Source organism: Oceaniferula spumae (assembly GCF_042849255.1).
Classification (GTDB): domain Bacteria; phylum Verrucomicrobiota; class Verrucomicrobiia; order Verrucomicrobiales; family Akkermansiaceae; genus Oceaniferula; species Oceaniferula spumae.
The window spans coordinates 4,415,099-4,432,887 of the sequence record NZ_AP026866.1; the positions used below are offsets into that span (position 1 = coordinate 4,415,099).

Genomic DNA, 17,789 nt, shown 5'->3' on the forward strand with positions numbered 1-17,789 from the left:
TTATTGTCTCGTGGAGAGCGGATACTACCTAGGCCTCGCGACGAGAATACCTGCGTGCTTGTTGAACTTGTAGAGGTAACCGGAGATAGTGCTGTCGATGACCACTTTCTTGTAGGTGGTGGATGCGTGCATGAAGCGGGCGCGACCTTGGGCATCCTTGATGACGATTCCTACATGCGAGCAGTAACCGCCATTGTGTTTGCTCGCGATACCGATGATGTCTCCATTTTGAAGTTGGTTTTCGATGCTGGCGACTTTGTGTTTAGGAACCATGTAGACAGGCATCTTGGTTAGTCTGGCTTCATGTTCCGCCATGCCGCGTCTCAGGTGCGGATTATGCTTCAGGTAACGATAGCTCTTCCATAGAATCGTCATCTCCTGACACTTGTTGTGCATGCGTTGGCTGGGAAAGCGGCGAGTTAGATCGTAGATGTTTCCTCGCTTGTGATTGTCCGTGTACCATTCAGCCAGATAGTGGATTCTGTCCAAATAGTTTCCGTTGCAGCGACCTCCACGGTATCGGGTCCACTCGATCTGCCTCAATAGATCATGAGGTGTGTATTGAGCCTTGGGCGTCTCTAGCATCCGACAGAACGCCAGGCATGTTTCGAAAAAGGTCCAGCAGTCCATGCCTGAGAAGTTGACTGATGGGCTTTCAACGTGGTTGTCGATTTCCAGAGTGTAGCTTTTATAAGGTAGACCCTCGAGTTCCTTGGCCACCTTCACCATTCGACTGCCCATGGGGAGTCGTCCCCATTGTTCCTTAACCGCCTTGCGCGCCATCTGATGGAACTTGTTCTGGCCAATGAATGTCTTGGAGAGAGGTAGGTGCTCACCAGCTAAGGCCGATGCTGATTGAAGGAGCATGAGGAGTAAAAACCACAAAAAACACGTGCGCATAACCCCTATCCTAATCTCATTTTCCAAAGACGAAATAGAAAATCTGCGAATTTTTAGGAGCATTGGCACTTAATTACAATAACCCCAAAAAATTACACAAAATCATAAATAATTATTGTTATTTTATATTTTATGGGTAAATTTGGTAATCCTTCCTTGAAGGTCGCCAAACTAAAAATACCCCGTCACCCCCATGAATGCGTATATAACACCACGGAAATCTCGAAATGGTTTTACCCTGCTGGAAATAACCGTAACGATTACAATTTTATTAACTTTGATAACCTTGGCGTTTACTGCTTCAACGATGTATGTGAAGCAGGCTCACCGTGCGGGCTGTGTGATGACTCAGGATTCCATTCGCAAGGCATTGATTTCAAATTCAAATGTTAGCATGGAGCAGCTTCGAGAGGGGGTGGATTACTGTGCCACACCAGCAGCTGCCAAGCTGTTCGAGCGCGAGATGGTATGTCCTGACGGTGGCGGTTACAGTGCTTACGTCGATGAAAACAGCCATGAGTTGGTGGTGAGATGCAAGGCCCACGGGGATGCTCACAAGTAGTCGTCGATAAGTTATTTCCTGAGGCGCGAATGCTCTTGCCGTGGGCATGGTGTCTACCTAGTTTCGCGTGGCTCCTCGCTGGGGCAGTGAAATTATCATGGAAATCTGGAAAGCTATCATCGTCGGCATTGTTCAGGGGCTGGCAGAGTTTTTACCCATTTCGTCATCAGGGCATATCGTATTAACCCAGTTTTTGTTGGGGATGCGGCCTTTTCCCGATGGTGCTGAGGGCGATGTGGTTTTTGAAGTGGTGCTTCATCTGGGCACCTTGCTGAGTGTGTTGGTCTATTTCTGGCCACGCTTATGGAACATGACCAAATCATTATGGACCAAGGATATGGAGGAAGACCGTCGATGGATTGGTTTGTTAGCATTGGCTACCTTGCCGGCCGTGATTCTAGTGATCACACCGATCAAATTTACTTCTAATCCTGAAACTGGTATCAGCGAAAAAGTGACCCTCGGTGATATCTTCGAGCGAGCCTATGACAACCCCGTGGTCGTATCCTGTCTGTTGATCGTTACTGGGGCCTTGTTGTTAGCACCACGTTTCATCCGGATTAAACACCGTGAGCTAGGCTGGAAGGGATCTCTCGCCATGGGCATCGGTCAGGCGATCGCTATTCTGCCGGGAATTTCCCGCAGCGGATCTTCGATCACCGCTGGTTTGATATCGGGCGTTGATCCCAAAAAAGCCGCTGAGTTTTCTTTCCTGATGTCGATCCCAGCCATCGCCGGTGCCGTTGTTTTTAAATTGGATGAGTTCAAGGAGAAGTTCAACAGCGAGACCATCGCGCCTTATCTGGCTGGAGCTGTGAGCGCCTTTCTCGTGGGTATTTTTGCTGTTGCAGTGGTCATGGCGGCGATCAAGCGCGGTAAGTTCCAGTATTTCGCCTACTACTGTTTTGCGGCCGGTATAGCAGGTATCTTGTATTTCTCGCTGGCGGCCTAGCTGATACCTGTGCCAGTATTGCGCTGTTATGTTTGGCAGGCTCCTCGGTATCCTGGCACTTTGTCTCCTTTTTTCGGGAATCGAAGGCAGAGCCGATGTTCGCATGCAGCTAGCCGATGGCTTTGATTTCCCAGTCGGGAAACCTAACGGTGCAGGGTATTACAAAGCCCGTGGGATGCGACTCCGTCCTCCAGTGCATTTTGGCGAGGACTGGAATGGCACCGGTGGCGGCGATAGTGATCTGGGGGATCCGATTTATTCATGCGGCGACGGCGTCGTTATGTTTGCTTACGATGTTCGCGCAGGGTGGGGACGGTGTGTTTTGATCCGTCATGCCTACCGCGATCCCAAATCCGGCAAGGTGAAATACATTGACTCGCAATACGGTCACCTCAGAAGTATGTCGGTTAAAAAAGGAGATTACGTGAAGCGCGGGCAACAAATAGGCACCATGGGGAGTAACCGCGGCATGTACCCCGCGCACCTGCATTTTGAAATGCGCCACAATCTCACCACAGGAATGCAGCGCGAGAGTGTCGAGCGTTCATTGACAAACTGGGCAGACCCGACCAGTTTCATCCGCGCCCACCGTAGACTGAAAAAGGACTGGCGAAAGCATCCTGTGCCCACCGGCACCTACAAGGCCTACCGAGGTTTCAAAGGACTCTAATATCGATATGGCGAGACAGAAAAAAAAGACCGTCGTCAGCACGCTGGTCACGGTAGTGATTGTAGCCGCGATCATCTGGATGAAATACCAGGAAACACACGACGCCAAAGTCCGCGAGGGGAGCGTCAGGGACGAGTCGGTTGTGATCAAGGCCCCTCAGAAACAGGAGGCTAAAGAAACCAGTAAACTCCTTTCTCCGGTCAACCTGTCATCGAATAGATTTGAGGTGTTAGAAAGCTGCTCATTGATCGACAACCGAGGTAACGATGGGGATAGTTTTCATGTTAAAACGTCCAAGGGAGAAGAGGAGGTAAGACTCTATTTTGTGGATGCGCCAGAGAGTGCCGCCCGTCGTTATGGTAACGGTGACACCAATTACAAACGCATTGCGGAACAAGGAGCGTCCATGGGAGGGCTCAATCAGAAGCAAACCACTCAGGTGGGGGTGGAGGCAAAGGTGTTTACCAAGAAGCTCCTGACTGCCCGTAAATTCACCATCGCCACCACCCGTGAGAAGGTCTATCGTTCACACCGGATCTACGCCTATGTCATCGTCAAATGGGAGGGGCAAGATCGTTATTTACACGAGCTGTTAGTCGCTCGTGGTCTCGGCCGTATTCATACCAAGCCGATGACTCTACCCGATAACACCTCCGGATCTCGTCAGCGCGACCGACTTAAAAAAATCGAGAACTACGCCAAGTCCAAGAATTATGGAGCTTGGGGCATTCAATAGTTCATTTATCAATCATCCAATTACTTAAACATAAAGTGTTAGCCAAACGAATCATCCCATGTCTCGACGTCACCGACGGTCGAGTGGTCAAAGGAACCAACTTCGTCGATCTCCGTGATGCCGGTGACCCCGTCGAGTGCGCCATCGCCTACAACGAACAGGAGGCGGACGAGCTCGTCTTTCTCGACATCACTGCCTCATCGGACGAACGCAACACCATGGTCGATGTGGTCCGCCGAACGGCCGAAAAATGTTTCATCCCACTCACCGTGGGAGGCGGTATTCGCACGGTCGAGGATATGCGCGAGATGTTGTTAGCCGGAGCCGATAAGGTAGGCATCAATACCGCAGCCGTGAACCGACCCGAACTCATCAATGAGGGTGCCACCGCCTTTGGTAACCAGTGCATTGTCGTCGCCATCGATGCCAAGCGCGAAGGCCCTGGGAAATGGGGTGTCTACACCCATGGCGGACGTAATCCGGTCGGGCTCGATGCTGTTGCGTGGGCCAAGGAATGTGCTGAGCGTGGAGCGGGGGAGATCCTGCTAACCAGCATGGACTCGGATGGCACCAAGGCCGGATACGATATCGAACTGACTCGTGCCGTTAGCGAGGCGGTTGGAATTCCGGTCATCGCTTCTGGAGGTGCTGGAAATTTACAGCACATGGTGGACGTATTGAAGGATGGCAAAGCGGACGCCGTTCTGGCCGCCAGCATTTTCCACTTCGGTGAGCATACAGTTGCCGAGGCCAAAGAACTATTTTCCGAACAAGGCATTCCGGTTCGCCGATAACCCAACAGCAATGATGATCAAACAACTTATCACCCTATTCGCAGCGTTTCTAACCTGTCATGTTTCCGCCGCTGAGCACAGCATCATCCCTCAGCCTGTTAGTTATCAGAAAGCGGATGGCTATTTTGTGCTGAAGCCCGGTGCCTTTGTTTATGCGTCACACGATGTGGTCGGTTTTTATCTGAAGCAACTCAACGATGCTTCGGGGCAAGATCTCAGAATGGCACCTGCGGATGCCAGTTGTGCCATTCAGTTTTTGAGTGGTGAAATGAGAAAAGGACAGGATAAGAAGCTCGAAAAACTAGGGGAGGGCGAATACCACCTGAGCATCTTACCTACGGTGGCAAATATTTACGCGGATTCCGCCAGTGGCCATTTCTACGGTTTGCAGACTCTCTGCCAATTACTCCGCACATCTGAGCATAACGATGGCGCCCGCACATTACCTTGTGCTGAGATTTCAGATGCACCGCGCTTCGGTTGGCGTGGTTACATGCTGGATGAGTCTCGTCATTTCTCGGGCACGGAAGCCGTCAAGCGCACGCTCGATGCGATGGCGTATTACAAAATGAACCGCTTCCACTGGCATCTGACAGACTCCCATGGGTGGCGTATTGAGATTAAAAAATACCCGAAGCTCACAACCGTGGGAGGTATCGGTAATCTAACTGATCCCAAAGCCCCAGCCGCATTCTACACCCAGGAGCAGATCAAAGACATCGTCGCCTACGCCAAGGCCCGCCATATCACCGTGATTCCTGAGATCGACATGCCTGGCCATGCCAACGCCGCCGTGCGCGCCTACCCCCAGTATTCCGGTGGAAAAAGCAGCAAGCACGGTGAGTTCACCTTTAATCCGGCCGACGAAGCTACTGATGCATTCCTCAAAGATATCTTGACAGAAGTTGCGGCGCTGTTTCCGGATGCCGGAATCATCCACTACGGTGGTGATGAGGTGCATTTCGGTTGGGACAAATGGCCGGAGCTGCCACAGGTGAAGAAAATCATGGAGAAGGACAATCTGAAGCTCAAAGACGTGGAGCGACTTTTCAACCAGCGCCTCGCCAAGGTCATCAATGAGTTAGGATACAAAACGGGAGGCTGGGACGAGCTTTCCGGCGCGGGCCTTCCCAGGGACAAAACTCTGCTCTTCTGGTGGCGTCACGATAAACCCCAGGCGCTCGATTACGCTCTGAAAGAGGGCTATGAGGTGGTGCTCTGCCCGCGCCGTCCTTGTTATCTTGATTTCGTGCAGCATGAGTCCCACAAGTCAGGGCGTCGCTGGGGTGGGTTCAACCCTCTCGCTGACACCTACGGATTTCCAGACGCTCTGGAAATGCCGGAGAATTACCGTGGCAAGGTGCTGGGCATCCAGGCATGTCTCTGGACCGAAACCACCGTCACTCAGGAACGCCGCGACTTCATGGCCTATCCCCGACTGTTAGCCTTGGCCGAGGCCGCATGGACTCCAACGAAGAGGAAGGAATTCGCCAATTTCGAATCCAGGCTGAAACTGCATCTGCCCCAACTGAAGCAGCGTGGCATCGGATACTACGATCCATTTACAAACAGTCCTGAGATAACGAAATAGACAGTGAGCGGGGCGATTTATGCTCTGTGATCTTATGCAAAAAAATCCTTGCATCCCTCGCCGCGTCAGCCTAGTTTGCGCCCGCCTTGAGGGAAACTTCAGGTAACAAAGTGCGCGATTAGCTCAGTGGTAGAGCAATGCCTTGACATGGCAGAGGTCACAAGTTCAAATCTTGTATTGCGCACCATTTTTAACAGGGAGTCATGGGAAACCACGACTCCCTGATTTTTTTTTGGAAGGGAAGACATTTACATTCAGTCTAGTTTGATCCCCCAGATTCTCTAAAATAACGGATTTGCGAAATTTGTAATCTTTCCCATTTATCAAGATATCCGAATTAGCGATTTTTTCAGATCTTCGAGCCCGTTCGTCAATAATTTGGAGTGATTAATTATCTCGATAGGTATTTAAAATAATAAATTTTACCTATCCTAAGCAGGAGCTTCTTGAGCCTTGATTACACGAAAACCTCGCTGTTTTGCCGATATTTAATACTTTAAATATTACATCAATATTGAATGTAAATCAGCCGATTACCACTGATGTGTAATGATAGTAAGGAGTTTTAAACCAATTACTTAGGTGTGTATTGAGCCTCAGTTTGGTTGTTAGTTTGACGGCACCCAACCCAAACTAACATGAATATTAAACAACACTGTTTTGCAGTAGCCGCCCTAGCTCTGACAGCTACGGTCGGCCATATCCAAGCCCAATCCGTACCCGCCACCTTCCAAGGTGTATCTCCGGGGCTGTCCCTCAGCGGCACCTTTGATGGTAGCACTACGAGAAATGTAAATTCCGGTGTGATGAAATTTGATCAGTTCGATGCTTTTTGCGTCGATCCCTATCAATTCATCTCTTACGGACAAACCGTCGATTACGATAAGGAGCTCACATTCTCCACTCCTGCTGTCTCTGACGCTATTGCCCGTCTTGTCGGTGGCTACTACGCCTCTGGCCAGACTGCACAAGAAGCGGCTTCCACACAGTGGGCGATCTGGGAAATCCTCATCGACGGAGTCGGATCCACTGACCTCACTACAGGTAACAATCAGGTGTTCAATTCTACTACAGCTGATCTCGCCAAAACATACCTCGTCAACATCGATAGTCTGCCCAAGGCTGACGTCGTGTATCTCACGAATGGTGAGTTCCAAGACATGGTGACAACAGTCGTTCCAGAACCATCATCACTAGCGCTGTTAGGTCTGGGAGTCGTAGGGTTTTTGATTCGTCGCAAGCGCGGTTAGGACTCTAAGAAATTCATTTAATAAAATCACCCCGTGGGTAGTCATTCCCACGGGGTGATTTTTTTTGGAGTATGGTGACGATGCTAGACGACGTGCTTGGTCATCGCATTACAGGCGACCTTCTTCGAGATCGTAAACGTCGAACCAGACGTAGACTGGGCGGTGTTTGGGAACGTATTTTTCGATGTATTCTTCCAAGAACTCCTGCAGCTCATCCGGCATGTCGGCAATGGATTTGTAACGCAGGTCATTGTTCCACTTGATGATTTCTATCTGCTCCCGCTTTTTAGCGTGTTCTTGGATGTAGTCCGCTACCTCAGCATCGGTGGCTCCATCGGCTACGAACTCTTTGAATTTGTCCGAGTCGATTTCGGTGAAGTCAAAGAACACGCGGTCGAGTGGACAGTCGAAGTGATACTCATCCGCAGTGTCAGCAATCACAGCGCGACACTTGTCGAGCATGCGGCCAGCAATCACGTAGCCGGCAATGGTCTCCCGCGGACTGCGTGGGAATTCCTTGGAGAGGTCTTTGGCGAGTAGTTTGATGTTTTCGTTAGACATAGGCCATACAGTCATGGTGCTAGCCGAGCTTGTCAAATGATCGATTGATCTTCTGGAATGCAATTCTGCTGTCTTAGACCTCTAACACGTTTTCGCCGCGATTTTCCTTTTGTTGGATGGTGACCGGGTAGCCTGGAAATTGGTTGCTTGCCTTGCCGTCGGTGGCATCGCAGAGGAAGCGGAAACAATCCATGGTGTAAGTTTTTGCCTTGGTGTCCACGGTGACAACGCCAAAGCCGCTGGCTTTGCGATGGGAGAAGTCGTATCGGTTGCCACCGCCCGCCCGGAAGTTGCCCTCCGGATTCGCTGCGGTGTAAACATAGGTTTTGTTCCCAAATCCATCGAGATACTCTCCTGTCTGGGGGAGGTTGTGGGAGGGTCGGTTTTTGTGCGGCATGTCGACCTCGTCAGGCAGCCACCAGCGTTGGTAGCCTACGGTGATGGCGGGAGTGCAGAAACACCAGTTAGAGTCACGCTGTTTGTCGACGCCATACTGACTGAGAGTGGTGAGATGCTGGTCGCCGCAGATGTGCAGGGCCATAGAAGGGCGCATCAGTTCGATCGCACGATTTCGAGCTGTCTGCGGCCATCCACCGGAGTCGAGATCTCCTTTAAGGTAGCCATTCCGTGATCCGTGATGGGTCCCAAGGCCGGAGAAGACTGTCTGGCTGAGCACCACTTTCATAGTGTGCCCACGCCAGTCGGATGCCCACTTTTCGAGGAATTTTTCCTGACGATCACCCAGCATTTGCAAGCCGGGTTTATCGAGTTTGGAGGTGTCAAACTTGGCATCTTTGACGTGATCGAGTCGAGGTCCGGGGGAGCCGGATTTTTCAGGGCCGCTTTTCCACTGACGGTCAGCCAGGATCGCGAAGTTGACGCCTCCATAAACCATATCGCCATAATAGACACTGATGTCCTGCTTGCACGGCGTGGTGTCATAGTAATCCGGATGATGTGAGCAGTTGGTTTTATGAACCACGTTAATCATGCGGGCTGGTTGATGATAACCACCGGCACAAGGGCCAGAGGCGGCTTTATTGTAGGGAGCACCACCTTCGCCCCAGACGTTGCCATGGAAAACATCGTGATCGTCCGGCAGACAGACGGTGGGCGCATTGCGCATGGAGTCACGGAACGACCAACCGAACTGATAGAACTTCCGCAGGTAGTTGTGAATGGCGGGGACAGCGGGATTTCTGATGATGCCAAAGCCACCATGTTGCTCGTAGAGTTGGTCACCAGAGAAAAAGAGCAAGTCGAGGTCGAGATTTACCAGATTGTCGGCGACAGGTTTGTAGGGGAATCCGACGTCGTTCTGGCAGGTGAGACCACCGATACGCAGCGGGCGATCGACAGGGTTCGCGCGGATAATGCCAGACCAGGTGCACGGTGTTTCGGAGCCGTTGCTGTGTTTTTCACGATAGACCAGGCGGTAGGGTGTGGCGGTTTTTTCATCCCAGTTAGGAATGCGGAACGTTGCCAGCCAGGCATCAGTATCGAGCTTTGCCTTTCCGAGAGGTTGCCACTTTCCATCCTTCTGGATTTCGAGTTCAACATACTGGTTGTCTTTTTCACCAAGCGGTCCTGTTAGGGCGCTCAGTTTCATCACGTGCCCTTCTTTCGAGCGGTTGTCGCTGAGGGTATACATCGACCAAAGCAGCGGACCGAACTGTTGGTCGGGTTTGTGGGAAAAGGCGTCACCGGAGATTTGCCAGTTACGGAATTTGTAGCCTGGGTTTTTGTGATTGCCCGGGCGATTGAATTTCTTGTTGCCCTTGACTGGGAATTGGCTCGCGAGAGCGATGTTGCCAGCGATTTTGTCGGCAGGGAGCGAGGTGGTCACCGACCCAAGTTTCTCGCCGGACTTGGGATCAGTCGCTGTGAGTGTCAGTTCGACTTTTTGACCGGACGGTTTGCCAATAAGTGTCAGTTCGGCATGAGCGGGGGCGGCTTTGGTCAGCTTTTGTTCAGCATTTCCAAGAATGAGCTTGTCGCCCTCAATGCCTGCCCGGAAACCGTTATTCGAGAAGCAATTCGCACGGTGGTCTCCGATGTCGCTGGTGATACCGATTCTAAAACCTGCGCTGCCGGCCTTTGCCAAGTTCGCAGGACGCTGGATTTCCGCAGAGATAGTGAATGGTTTGCTGCCATCTGTTAGCTGATAAAGCAGAGAGTGGATGCTCCGGTTGGCTGCGTCGGTCTGGCAGGCCGCCCAGCCGTTTTCGACTCTCCAGTCCTCCATCGGGTTCGACCAAAATCCGCCACCGAGAAAGATCCGGTCGTGGCTAAGGTTCCAGACATCAATACGTGTGGTCTTGGACAGTGACTCGGCAGCTTGCAAGTAACGGGAGCCGAACAGTCCGCTGAGGAGAGTGAGGAAATGGCGTCTTTTCATGTGGTAATTGGTTTTCTGGGAAAATAGATCGCGCGTATCTGACCCAAATTTGTTCACGAATACGATGCAAAAACGTTGTTTTTCGCAGTTAGGGAAAATTGACGATAGTGTGCAATATTCGGGCTGTGGAATGAACTTCTATTTTAGACATTGACCTCATATAGCGGACAGCTAGTTTTCGCCTCGGTAACACACATTATGAAAGATAATATATTCAGCATGAAGAAGATTGTCGTCGTCGCAAGCGTCGCAATGACGTTTAGTTCTCAAGCCGCCACTATTTCATGGGGCTCGGCTTACAACATCGAAAACGATGTTACCAATATTCCGTCCACATTCGATAGCTTTAAGAATGGTGGAGTAAGCACCAGTGGGGTGGTAAGCACGCTCACTGCCGTCAATCAGGGCGGAGGCTTATCGACTCCCACCGTGAACGGAATCACCTTCACTTCGCAAGGCACTAGCGCTGATTATTGGGGGTATCCAGGCATGGATAGCGGTATCGATACCGTTCTTTCGACCCACAGCGCTTTCACTGGTGGAATTGGCACTGCCAATCTGACTCTCAATGGACTCACGATTGGTCGGCTTTACCAAGTCCAACTTCTGGTGGCACACGACACACGCGGTTGCTGCGCGGATCGTCAGTATGAAATTGGTTTCGGCGACAACGATTTTACATCGGGAGGGACTCCGCAAATTCTCACCAGGTCTAACAGTCAGAATGATACTAATCTCACGACCAATAATGGTTTCGGCACGATCGTGGGCACGTTCGTTGCAGACGATTTAACCCAAGTTATTTCATTCCGCTCCAATACGCAGGACGGCAACAATGCGGACGATCAAGATCCAGCTCTTAGTGGATACGTCGTGCTCCAGAGTGTGCCAGAACCGTCATCGACAGCCCTACTTGGTCTAGGCGGCCTGGCCCTTATCTTGCGCCGTCGCAAGTAAGCGCTCAGACTGCAACTTCATGTTTTTACAGCCCGTCATCCTTTCACAGGATGGCGGGTTTTTTAATACTGGATGATCGCATTCACCGGCGTGTCGCCTAACAGGTCGCGACCATTCAAGTCGGTGAGTTCGATGAGGAATGAGGCCGCGACAAGGTTGGCATCAAGTTCTTTGATTAGCTTGATGGCAGCTGCCGCAGTGCCGCCGGTTGCTAACAGATCATCGATTAGCAGAACGCTTTCACCGGGAAGGATGGCGTCCTTGTGGATTTCCACTACATTTTCACCATATTCCAGCGAGTAGGCCATGCTGTGGGTTTCCCATGGAAGTTTACCCTGCTTACGCACCGGGACAAAACCAGCTTCAAGATTGAGCGCAACGGGTGCTGCGAAAATGAACCCGCGAGCATCGATACCTACGACTTTGTCAATTTTTCTCCCGCCCGAAGTTGCGGTGAGTTCGTTAATCGAGTGACGAAGCAGCGCCGGATCGGAGAGGATGGGGGAGATGTCCTTGAAGAGGATGCCTGGTTTTGGAAAATCGGGCACGTCACGGATGCTGTCGCTGAGAAGCTGGGAAATCGTAGGCATGCTTATTTTTAGGGCTAGAAGATTCAACATACAAGGTGGAAGATTTACCGTGGCTGGGACGCAGATGAAATAGCCAGCTCTCTCGTATCTTCCTCCAAAGCCGTGCGCATTTACACAATGTTTACAGACAACCTAGAAGTCAGATGGTAATCTTGCGCAGATTGAATGATGAAAGAGCAACCTGTTATACTAGTGGTCGAGGACGATGCCGCCGTGCGTCAGGGCATTGTCGATTCCCTGACCTTTGCCGGTTACGAAGTTCTGTCGGCGGCAGATGGCCGCGAGGGAATGGAGAAGGCTCTGCGTGCTTCCTATCAGCTCATGCTTTTGGATCTGGTGATGCCTCATCATAGTGGCTTCGAGGTGCTTGAAGCCTTACGGAAGGAAAGACCCGGGCAACCGGTGATCATTCTCTCGGCCCGGGGCGAGGAGGCTGACCGCGTGAAAGGCCTCACCATGGGAGCAGATGATTATGTGGTGAAGCCTTTTAGTGTTAGAGAGCTTCTTGCTCGTGTGGATGCTGTGCTGCGCCGTAGTTCCGAACGAAAAGTTGGCGACGATCAATACAGCTTCGATGGAGGTTCGGTCGATTTTTCACGGCGCGAAGTGAGGCTCGAGAATGGCTCTCGCAATGAACTCTCAGAGCGCGAATCTGATCTGATGCAATATCTGATATCCAATGCTGGGCGTGCGATCGCACGTGAGGAGTTGTTGCGTCAGGTTTGGCGTATTGACCCCAAGAACATCGAAACCCGCACCATCGATATGCATGTGGCCCACCTTCGAGAGAAGCTCGGAGATCATGGCGCTGATGTGGTGGTGACCGTTCGCGGAAAAGGGTATAGAGTAGGATAACATCATGAACAAACCCTGGATCATCTGGAGTCTATCAGCCCTCTGCGCCATATTGGTGTTCGGGGCGATGGGCGTGATCACGCGACACACGCTGGGGCTGGAAAAAGATCGGGCTCAGGCTGAGGCACGCGCAGAACTTGAGGAGCGCATCAGACTATCACTTTGGCGCATGGATACCACTGCCGCAGGGATTTTGGCCGAGGAAAACAACCGGCCGGCGTGGCATTTCCGCGATGTGGATTTACAGAAAACCACCCGTCTAACACCCTTGAATCTGGACGTGCCTGAGAAAGTCAAACTCCACTTCGAGGTGAATTCAGGAGTCGTCAGCACACCACAAGTCAACGGCTGGGGGATGCCTGCCAGTAATTGGGACAGCAGTTTGAGCCAAGTTCAGCAAGGCGCAAAGCTCTCACGTGAAAAGGCAACCGACTGGGAGAACCTGCAAAACCTATTACTCCGCGATCCCACCTTTCAAGGCTGGCAGTCTAACCGAAACGCGCAAAGCAAACTGGAAGACAATAACCTCGGTGTGATCTGCGCCGTGGCACAGCGCGACAATTCGAAGGATGGAAAAATTGCACTAAACGAAAAAGTCGTCGATCAAGCTGTGCAGCAGCGGGGTGGTAACACCAAGGATCTTGTCAGGTCAGCCAAAGGCTATCAGCAGACTTATAATGCTGCGGAGAAAAGTAAACGCCAGGAGATCGTTCAGAAATCCGTCGATAATAAGGCTGTTAGTAAAAAACAATGGGTGCCGCCCAGCAAAGAGAGCAACACAGCAGGAGCTACGAAGGAGGCTCCGAAAGCAGCGAGCCCCAAAGCCAAACAACAAATCGAACCAGCTGCCTCGACCTCTGATGAGAGCAAGATACTGGAAAACAAAGACCTCGTGGAAGGCGCACATCTTTCTCCACTGCGTCCTATTTGGTTAGGCAATGATTTGCTTCTGGTCAGAGACGTTCAAGATACAGTTGGCAGACGTGTGCAAGGCGTGTGGCTGGACAGTGAACAGGTTCGCAACTCATTACTCGAAAATATCGTCGATCTCTTGCCTGACGCTCGTCTGGAACCTGTGAAGCAAAGCCTGCGTGTGATGTTAGGTGAGGAAAGCGACCCGGATGCCAATGACCCCATGGTGATGGCAGCTCTGCCGTGGCGTTTGATTCCTGGTGAGGCTGCCGTTGTGACGCCCTTTGGCTGGACTCCGATGCGTAAAACCTTGGGGGTGGCGTGGGTAGGTGCCCTGTTAGCAGCGGCGGCTGCCGTGGTTTTGCTGCGCGGCGTTGTGAAGCTCAGTGAGCGCAGGGCATCATTTGTCTCGTCGGTCACTCACGAGCTCCGCACCCCTCTAACAACATTCAGTCTATACTCCGACATGTTAGCTGAGGGCATGGTGCAGGATGAGGCGAAACAGAAAGATTACCTCAATACACTGCGCAAAGAGTCATCGCGTCTGACGCATCTGGTGGAAAATGTCCTGGCCTACTCACGCATCGAGCGTGGCAGTGCTCGCGCTCGCGTGGAAAATGTCGCGGTGGGAGCGTTGATCGATCGAATTTGCGAACGCCTTCGTCTCCGAGCCGAGGAAGCGGGCATGGAGCTTCATTGTGAGGTGACCTCCAATGTTGCCACCAAGGAAATCCAAGTGGATACCACTGCCGTCGAACAAATCCTTTTCAACCTCGTGGACAACGCTAGCAAGTATGCCAGCGGCGATGATGATGGGGGAATTATTGAACTTCGAGCACTCGAGACCCGGAAAGGAATCGTCTTCCAAGTCCGTGACGAAGGGCCGGGAGTGAAAAAATCCGAACACCGCAAACTTTTCCGAGCCTTCCATAAGTCGGCTCAGGAAGCAGCCCATACCAAACCGGGTGTCGGCCTTGGCCTGGCACTCTGTCGTCGTCTGGCACGTGCACTCGGAGGTGATCTCCGTATCATCGATCAGGAAAAAGGTGCCTGTTTTGAGTTGAGTCTCCGTGGTTAGATCGTCGGTAAGAACACCTCCTCGGCCGCGTTTGAAAAAAAAACTAGCTCTCGCTGTCTGCTCCATCTTTCCTCTTCAGGCACCGTCCTCTAGGCTCATCGCCCTCATGCAGCACCGTCTCAGAATGCAGGAACTCAGCAGCATCCGCAGAATCCTTCACCTTGATCGCACTGCGCTCTAACATCTCTGTTTCAAACTCACGCAATACACTGGCTCGCAGACCTGCTTCCCTCCACTGCGATTGAGGTCTACACGCTTGAGTAATTCCACGTGCTAGTGACAGAGCATCGAGCACGGCTTGATTTGCGCCCTGTCCCTTAAACGGACTCATCGGGTGCGCCGCGTCTCCGATCAATGTCACCTGCGAACCTGTCTCTAACATTTCAGGTGTCAGCAGTGCTCGATCATACACGGGGTAACCTGACACTTGCGCGGCATTGGTCGCGGCTAAAATCTGGGGGATTGGATCGTGCCACTGACATCTCCTGCACGCCTCATCCTTGAGCGCTTCAGCTCCCTTAGCGCTGAGAGCCTTGGCCTCATTTTCCGGCATCGGAAAGCTAAGCTGCCACATCACCGAGTCGGCGGTAAATGGCATCATGTAGATTCGCTCGTTGCCATTCGCGGTTTGGAACACCGTGGCCGAGTCCAGCAAGGAACTCTCAAGTCCGTCAAGATTCGCCAAAGGACAAATACCCAGAATCACAATGCACCCCAAATAACGTAGAGGGGAGGCGTCATCACCAATCAACAAGCTCCGCACCGAACTCCGAATCCCATCTGCGCCCACCAGAAGATCCGCTTGGGCCGTCTTCATTTTACCATCCACTTGAAAACTCAGTTCCACACCGCCACCATCACATTCTTTGAAATTCACCAGTTGATGTCCCCACTGCACGACATCATGTCCACCGAGCTGTTCTAGCAGAGCCAAGCGCAACGACTGTCGGGCGATATGCACATTGGTGCGCTTCGGGGAGAAATTGGTGTCCGACTCCAACCACTTCCTGATGCCCCATTCACCGATTACTTTTCCATCGGTGGTATGCACCACGTGGCGAGTGGAAATCACTCCCTCATCTAACGAGAAAATCCCCAAACCCTCGATGGCCTTACTCGCTTGCTGCAAGGTGAGTCCATAGCCCTGAGACCTGGCCTCGAAGCCACTATCACGTTCGTAAAGCGTGAAGGGGATACCACGGTGCAAGCATGCCACCGCCAGAGCCACCCCGCCGATGCCTCCACCTATGATGGCGAGGTGTGGATAGTGTTCTGAGTTCACCACAGCAGGTCTATCAGAAGCAACCAGCCCGGAGCCACGACAGCTCAAGCAAGCCTCCACATGCCCCTTGGGACGAACAGGAGCAATTCCTTCCCCCCCCGATTTTTCAAACTGATCCAGCTCGTTCTGATAGAGACGACGCGCTTTGCCGGAGAGCCGTCGGTTTTTTTTGCCACGGCCCTGGCACAATGGACAAATCGTCCAGTGATGATCTTTGTGTTGCATCTGTTCCACCTGCCCGTGATTGAACCAGTTCTTGCCTTCCCTTAACAGAGCAAACCACGGATGAACCAAACAAGAATATTGAATGCGGAGGAAATGAAACCACACCAGCGCGGCACTAACTTACCCTAGGAAACTTTCTTCAGTAAGTTTGTGATCTTCTGCCTGTGTGAAAACAAATTGATGAGGGCAATGCAGATAATCGCTGCCGCAATGTAAACGAGCATCCATTTTACTTCGGTCCGCAGGAAAAACTCAGAGAAAAGCGCGCCGACCATCGCTCCGATACCGTATAGGTTGGCAATGGTGAACAGGCGCACACACTGATTGCGCTCCAAGCACTTTCGTAAAATAAGGATGGCGTTCACAAAGAAAAACAGGGCTGCAAAACCGATTATAAAGCCGGTTCCGATACGGAACATGGTAGGATCGATCCCCAAAGGTTTTGCCATATCCTCAAACGCCGCAACAGAGATCGGCCAAGCTGCAAACTTGGAAATGGTAAATCTGACGAGGACAAGACCGGCGAGCAAGTTGAGTAGACTGAGTATTATTTTCATCGTGTTATGTTCGGTAATGGTGATTTCCCACTTAGAGCGCATACATCTGAAACTTATTCCGCGAATATTCGAAACCTGATACCGATGACAAATATATCTCTCCGAGGTGTCGTCGGATCAGCAGCTTCGCTCATGCTTGCAGAATCAGCGCCCCAGTCATCCTCCGCAATCAGACTGATAGCACTAAATAATAACCCCAGCAGAGGTAAAACTGCAACAGCCTGAGCCCAGGTTACACCGCGCAAGCACATCTGATACTAGGCCAAGGCAGTCCCAGACCCAGCGGAGCGAGAGAAACTAGCGCGGGGTGAAACCCCTGGAAACACTGCACCGTTTGTTAGTATGTTAGTTGGTTTGGTGGGGAGGCGTTTCCGAAGCCATGAAACCCGTATTATGAAGAGCCTTTCTGAAATCTGCGCCTTGCTCGTTCCGGTGTGGTTCCAGCATTGGCGTGGCCAATCTTCAGCTTGCACAAATCTTGGGCGAGATAGTCGACGTGGCTGAATGATCCTGTGCACCAAGGATACTAGCGCTGGGGTATTGATCGTGTTGGCCAAGCCGTAGAACGACGATCCTCTGTACAGCGCTAGCCGCGCAGGTCGCTCTGGAATCTCCAAACGCGGAAAGAAATCGCCGAACACAATCGCGGTGTCAGCAACCCAATTATCCACCATCACCATCGATTCTCCGCCCTCCAAAAGGCTGCGAATGGTTCTTGCGCAGGTATGCGTCCAAATTGGGAACTCAACCTCGAAGTCGAGATTACGGCAGCGCACACCTAGAGCGAGGCCATTGGTGTTTGGGAGCTTCTGTCGTTCCATGTGGATGTGGGGCTGGAAAGAAGCCAACCTCCACTCAAAGACTTCCTTGTTGATTGTAAAGCTTTGGATTCCCCCATATCTCTTAAGAGCCTCCTCGG

16 protein-coding genes and 1 tRNA gene are annotated in these 17,789 nt (G+C 51.8%); 11 read left to right on the plus strand and 6 right to left on the minus strand.

Features of this window, described 5'->3' with window-relative positions:
- Positions 1-24 precede the first annotated feature (24 nt).
- Positions 25-867, minus strand: coding sequence for an N-acetylmuramoyl-L-alanine amidase-like domain-containing protein (locus ACSPJT_RS18820; protein WP_435894104.1), 843 nt, complete (start codon positions 865-867; stop codon positions 25-27).
- 226 nt (positions 868-1,093) lie between these two features.
- On the opposite strand from ACSPJT_RS18820, the gene ACSPJT_RS18825 reads away from it, so the two are divergent.
- The 8 genes from ACSPJT_RS18825 to ACSPJT_RS18860 all read left to right on the plus strand — a co-directional run bounded on the left by ACSPJT_RS18825 (position 1,094) and on the right by ACSPJT_RS18860 (position 7,455).
- The gene (locus ACSPJT_RS18825) at positions 1,094-1,462 is read left to right on the plus strand and encodes a prepilin-type N-terminal cleavage/methylation domain-containing protein (protein ID WP_435894105.1); all 369 of its coding nucleotides are present in this window, start codon (positions 1,094-1,096) and stop codon (positions 1,460-1,462) included.
- Between the two features lie 97 nt (positions 1,463-1,559).
- Positions 1,560-2,414, plus strand: coding sequence for an undecaprenyl-diphosphate phosphatase (locus ACSPJT_RS18830; RefSeq protein ID WP_435894106.1), 855 nt, complete (start codon positions 1,560-1,562; stop codon positions 2,412-2,414).
- A gap of 28 nt (positions 2,415-2,442) precedes the next feature.
- Complete coding sequence (locus ACSPJT_RS18835) at positions 2,443-3,084, plus strand: M23 family metallopeptidase (RefSeq protein ID WP_435894107.1); 642 nt, start codon at positions 2,443-2,445, stop codon at positions 3,082-3,084.
- A gap of 7 nt (positions 3,085-3,091) precedes the next feature.
- Positions 3,092-3,820, plus strand: coding sequence for a thermonuclease family protein (locus ACSPJT_RS18840; RefSeq protein ID WP_435894108.1), 729 nt, complete (start codon positions 3,092-3,094; stop codon positions 3,818-3,820).
- Positions 3,821-3,855: 35 nt separating this feature from the next.
- Positions 3,856-4,614 (plus strand): imidazole glycerol phosphate synthase subunit HisF, encoded by a 759-nt coding sequence (gene hisF / locus ACSPJT_RS18845; protein WP_435894109.1) that lies wholly within the window; start codon positions 3,856-3,858, stop codon positions 4,612-4,614.
- 10 nt (positions 4,615-4,624) lie between these two features.
- Positions 4,625-6,205: a beta-N-acetylhexosaminidase gene (locus tag ACSPJT_RS18850; protein WP_435894110.1), complete on the plus strand. Its 1,581-nt coding sequence runs from the start codon at positions 4,625-4,627 to the stop codon at positions 6,203-6,205.
- 112 nt (positions 6,206-6,317) lie between these two features.
- Positions 6,318-6,392 (plus strand) — tRNA-Val (locus ACSPJT_RS18855).
- Between the two features lie 451 nt (positions 6,393-6,843).
- Positions 6,844-7,455 carry a PEP-CTERM sorting domain-containing protein gene (locus tag ACSPJT_RS18860; protein ID WP_435894111.1) on the plus strand — a complete coding sequence of 204 codons (612 nt, stop codon included), beginning with the start codon at positions 6,844-6,846 and terminating at the stop codon, positions 7,453-7,455.
- Between the two features lie 108 nt (positions 7,456-7,563).
- Here the strand turns inward: ACSPJT_RS18860 and ACSPJT_RS18865 are convergent, their stop codons facing one another.
- Together ACSPJT_RS18865 and ACSPJT_RS18870 are read right to left on the minus strand one after the other, a co-directional pair.
- A complete protein-coding gene (locus ACSPJT_RS18865; protein WP_435894112.1) occupies positions 7,564-8,031 on the minus strand; it encodes a DUF5069 domain-containing protein in 468 nt (155 codons plus the stop codon).
- Positions 8,032-8,089: 58 nt separating this feature from the next.
- Positions 8,090-10,414: an alkaline phosphatase D family protein gene (locus ACSPJT_RS18870; RefSeq protein WP_435894113.1), complete on the minus strand. Its 2,325-nt coding sequence runs from the start codon at positions 10,412-10,414 to the stop codon at positions 8,090-8,092.
- Between the two features lie 198 nt (positions 10,415-10,612).
- Here ACSPJT_RS18870 and ACSPJT_RS18875 point away from each other — a divergent pair, with 198 nt between their 5' ends.
- Positions 10,613-11,371, plus strand: a complete 759-nt coding sequence (locus ACSPJT_RS18875; RefSeq protein WP_435894114.1) for a PEP-CTERM sorting domain-containing protein — start codon at positions 10,613-10,615, stop codon at positions 11,369-11,371.
- Between the two features lie 62 nt (positions 11,372-11,433).
- On the opposite strand, the gene ACSPJT_RS18880 is transcribed toward ACSPJT_RS18875, so the two are convergent.
- On the minus strand, positions 11,434-11,961 hold the full coding sequence (locus ACSPJT_RS18880) for an adenine phosphoribosyltransferase (RefSeq protein ID WP_435894115.1): 528 nt from the start codon (positions 11,959-11,961) through the stop codon (positions 11,434-11,436).
- A gap of 165 nt (positions 11,962-12,126) precedes the next feature.
- On the opposite strand from ACSPJT_RS18880, the gene ACSPJT_RS18885 reads away from it, so the two are divergent.
- Together ACSPJT_RS18885 and ACSPJT_RS18890 are read left to right on the plus strand one after the other, a co-directional pair.
- Positions 12,127-12,816, plus strand: coding sequence for a response regulator transcription factor (locus ACSPJT_RS18885; RefSeq protein ID WP_435894116.1), 690 nt, complete (start codon positions 12,127-12,129; stop codon positions 12,814-12,816).
- Positions 12,817-12,820: 4 nt separating this feature from the next.
- Positions 12,821-14,806, plus strand: coding sequence for a sensor histidine kinase (locus tag ACSPJT_RS18890; RefSeq protein WP_435894117.1), 1,986 nt, complete (start codon positions 12,821-12,823; stop codon positions 14,804-14,806).
- A 43-nt stretch (positions 14,807-14,849) separates the two neighbouring features.
- Here the strand turns inward: ACSPJT_RS18890 and ACSPJT_RS18895 are convergent, their stop codons facing one another.
- Positions 14,850-16,313 (minus strand): FAD-dependent oxidoreductase, encoded by a 1,464-nt coding sequence (locus ACSPJT_RS18895; RefSeq protein WP_435894118.1) that lies wholly within the window; start codon positions 16,311-16,313, stop codon positions 14,850-14,852.
- A gap of 125 nt (positions 16,314-16,438) precedes the next feature.
- Positions 16,439-16,870: a hypothetical protein gene (locus ACSPJT_RS18900; RefSeq protein ID WP_435894119.1), complete on the minus strand. Its 432-nt coding sequence runs from the start codon at positions 16,868-16,870 to the stop codon at positions 16,439-16,441.
- Between the last annotated feature and the right edge of the window lie 919 nt (positions 16,871-17,789).

Bases quoted from the DNA above. Each gene is read 5' to 3' on its own strand.
- ACSPJT_RS18820 (WP_435894104.1), bottom strand. From the start codon at position 867: ATGCTCCTTCAATCAGCATCGGCCTTAGCTGGTGAGCACCTACCTCTC.
- ACSPJT_RS18825 (WP_435894105.1), top strand. From the start codon at position 1,094: ATGAATGCGTATATAACACCACGGAAATCTCGAAATGGTTTTACCCTG.
- ACSPJT_RS18830 (WP_435894106.1), top strand. From the start codon at position 1,560: ATGGAAATCTGGAAAGCTATCATCGTCGGCATTGTTCAGGGGCTGGCA.
- ACSPJT_RS18835 (WP_435894107.1), top strand. From the start codon at position 2,443: ATGTTTGGCAGGCTCCTCGGTATCCTGGCACTTTGTCTCCTTTTTTCG.
- ACSPJT_RS18840 (WP_435894108.1), top strand. From the start codon at position 3,092: ATGGCGAGACAGAAAAAAAAGACCGTCGTCAGCACGCTGGTCACGGTA.
- ACSPJT_RS18850 (WP_435894110.1), top strand. From the start codon at position 4,625: ATGATGATCAAACAACTTATCACCCTATTCGCAGCGTTTCTAACCTGT.
- ACSPJT_RS18860 (WP_435894111.1), top strand. From the start codon at position 6,844: ATGAATATTAAACAACACTGTTTTGCAGTAGCCGCCCTAGCTCTGACA.
- ACSPJT_RS18865 (WP_435894112.1), bottom strand. From the start codon at position 8,031: ATGACTGTATGGCCTATGTCTAACGAAAACATCAAACTACTCGCCAAA.
- ACSPJT_RS18870 (WP_435894113.1), bottom strand. From the start codon at position 10,414: ATGAAAAGACGCCATTTCCTCACTCTCCTCAGCGGACTGTTCGGCTCC.
- ACSPJT_RS18875 (WP_435894114.1), top strand. From the start codon at position 10,613: ATGAAAGATAATATATTCAGCATGAAGAAGATTGTCGTCGTCGCAAGC.
- ACSPJT_RS18880 (WP_435894115.1), bottom strand. From the start codon at position 11,961: ATGCCTACGATTTCCCAGCTTCTCAGCGACAGCATCCGTGACGTGCCC.
- ACSPJT_RS18885 (WP_435894116.1), top strand. From the start codon at position 12,127: ATGATGAAAGAGCAACCTGTTATACTAGTGGTCGAGGACGATGCCGCC.
- ACSPJT_RS18890 (WP_435894117.1), top strand. From the start codon at position 12,821: ATGAACAAACCCTGGATCATCTGGAGTCTATCAGCCCTCTGCGCCATA.
- ACSPJT_RS18895 (WP_435894118.1), bottom strand. From the start codon at position 16,313: ATGCAACACAAAGATCATCACTGGACGATTTGTCCATTGTGCCAGGGC.
- ACSPJT_RS18900 (WP_435894119.1), bottom strand. From the start codon at position 16,870: ATGAAAATAATACTCAGTCTACTCAACTTGCTCGCCGGTCTTGTCCTC.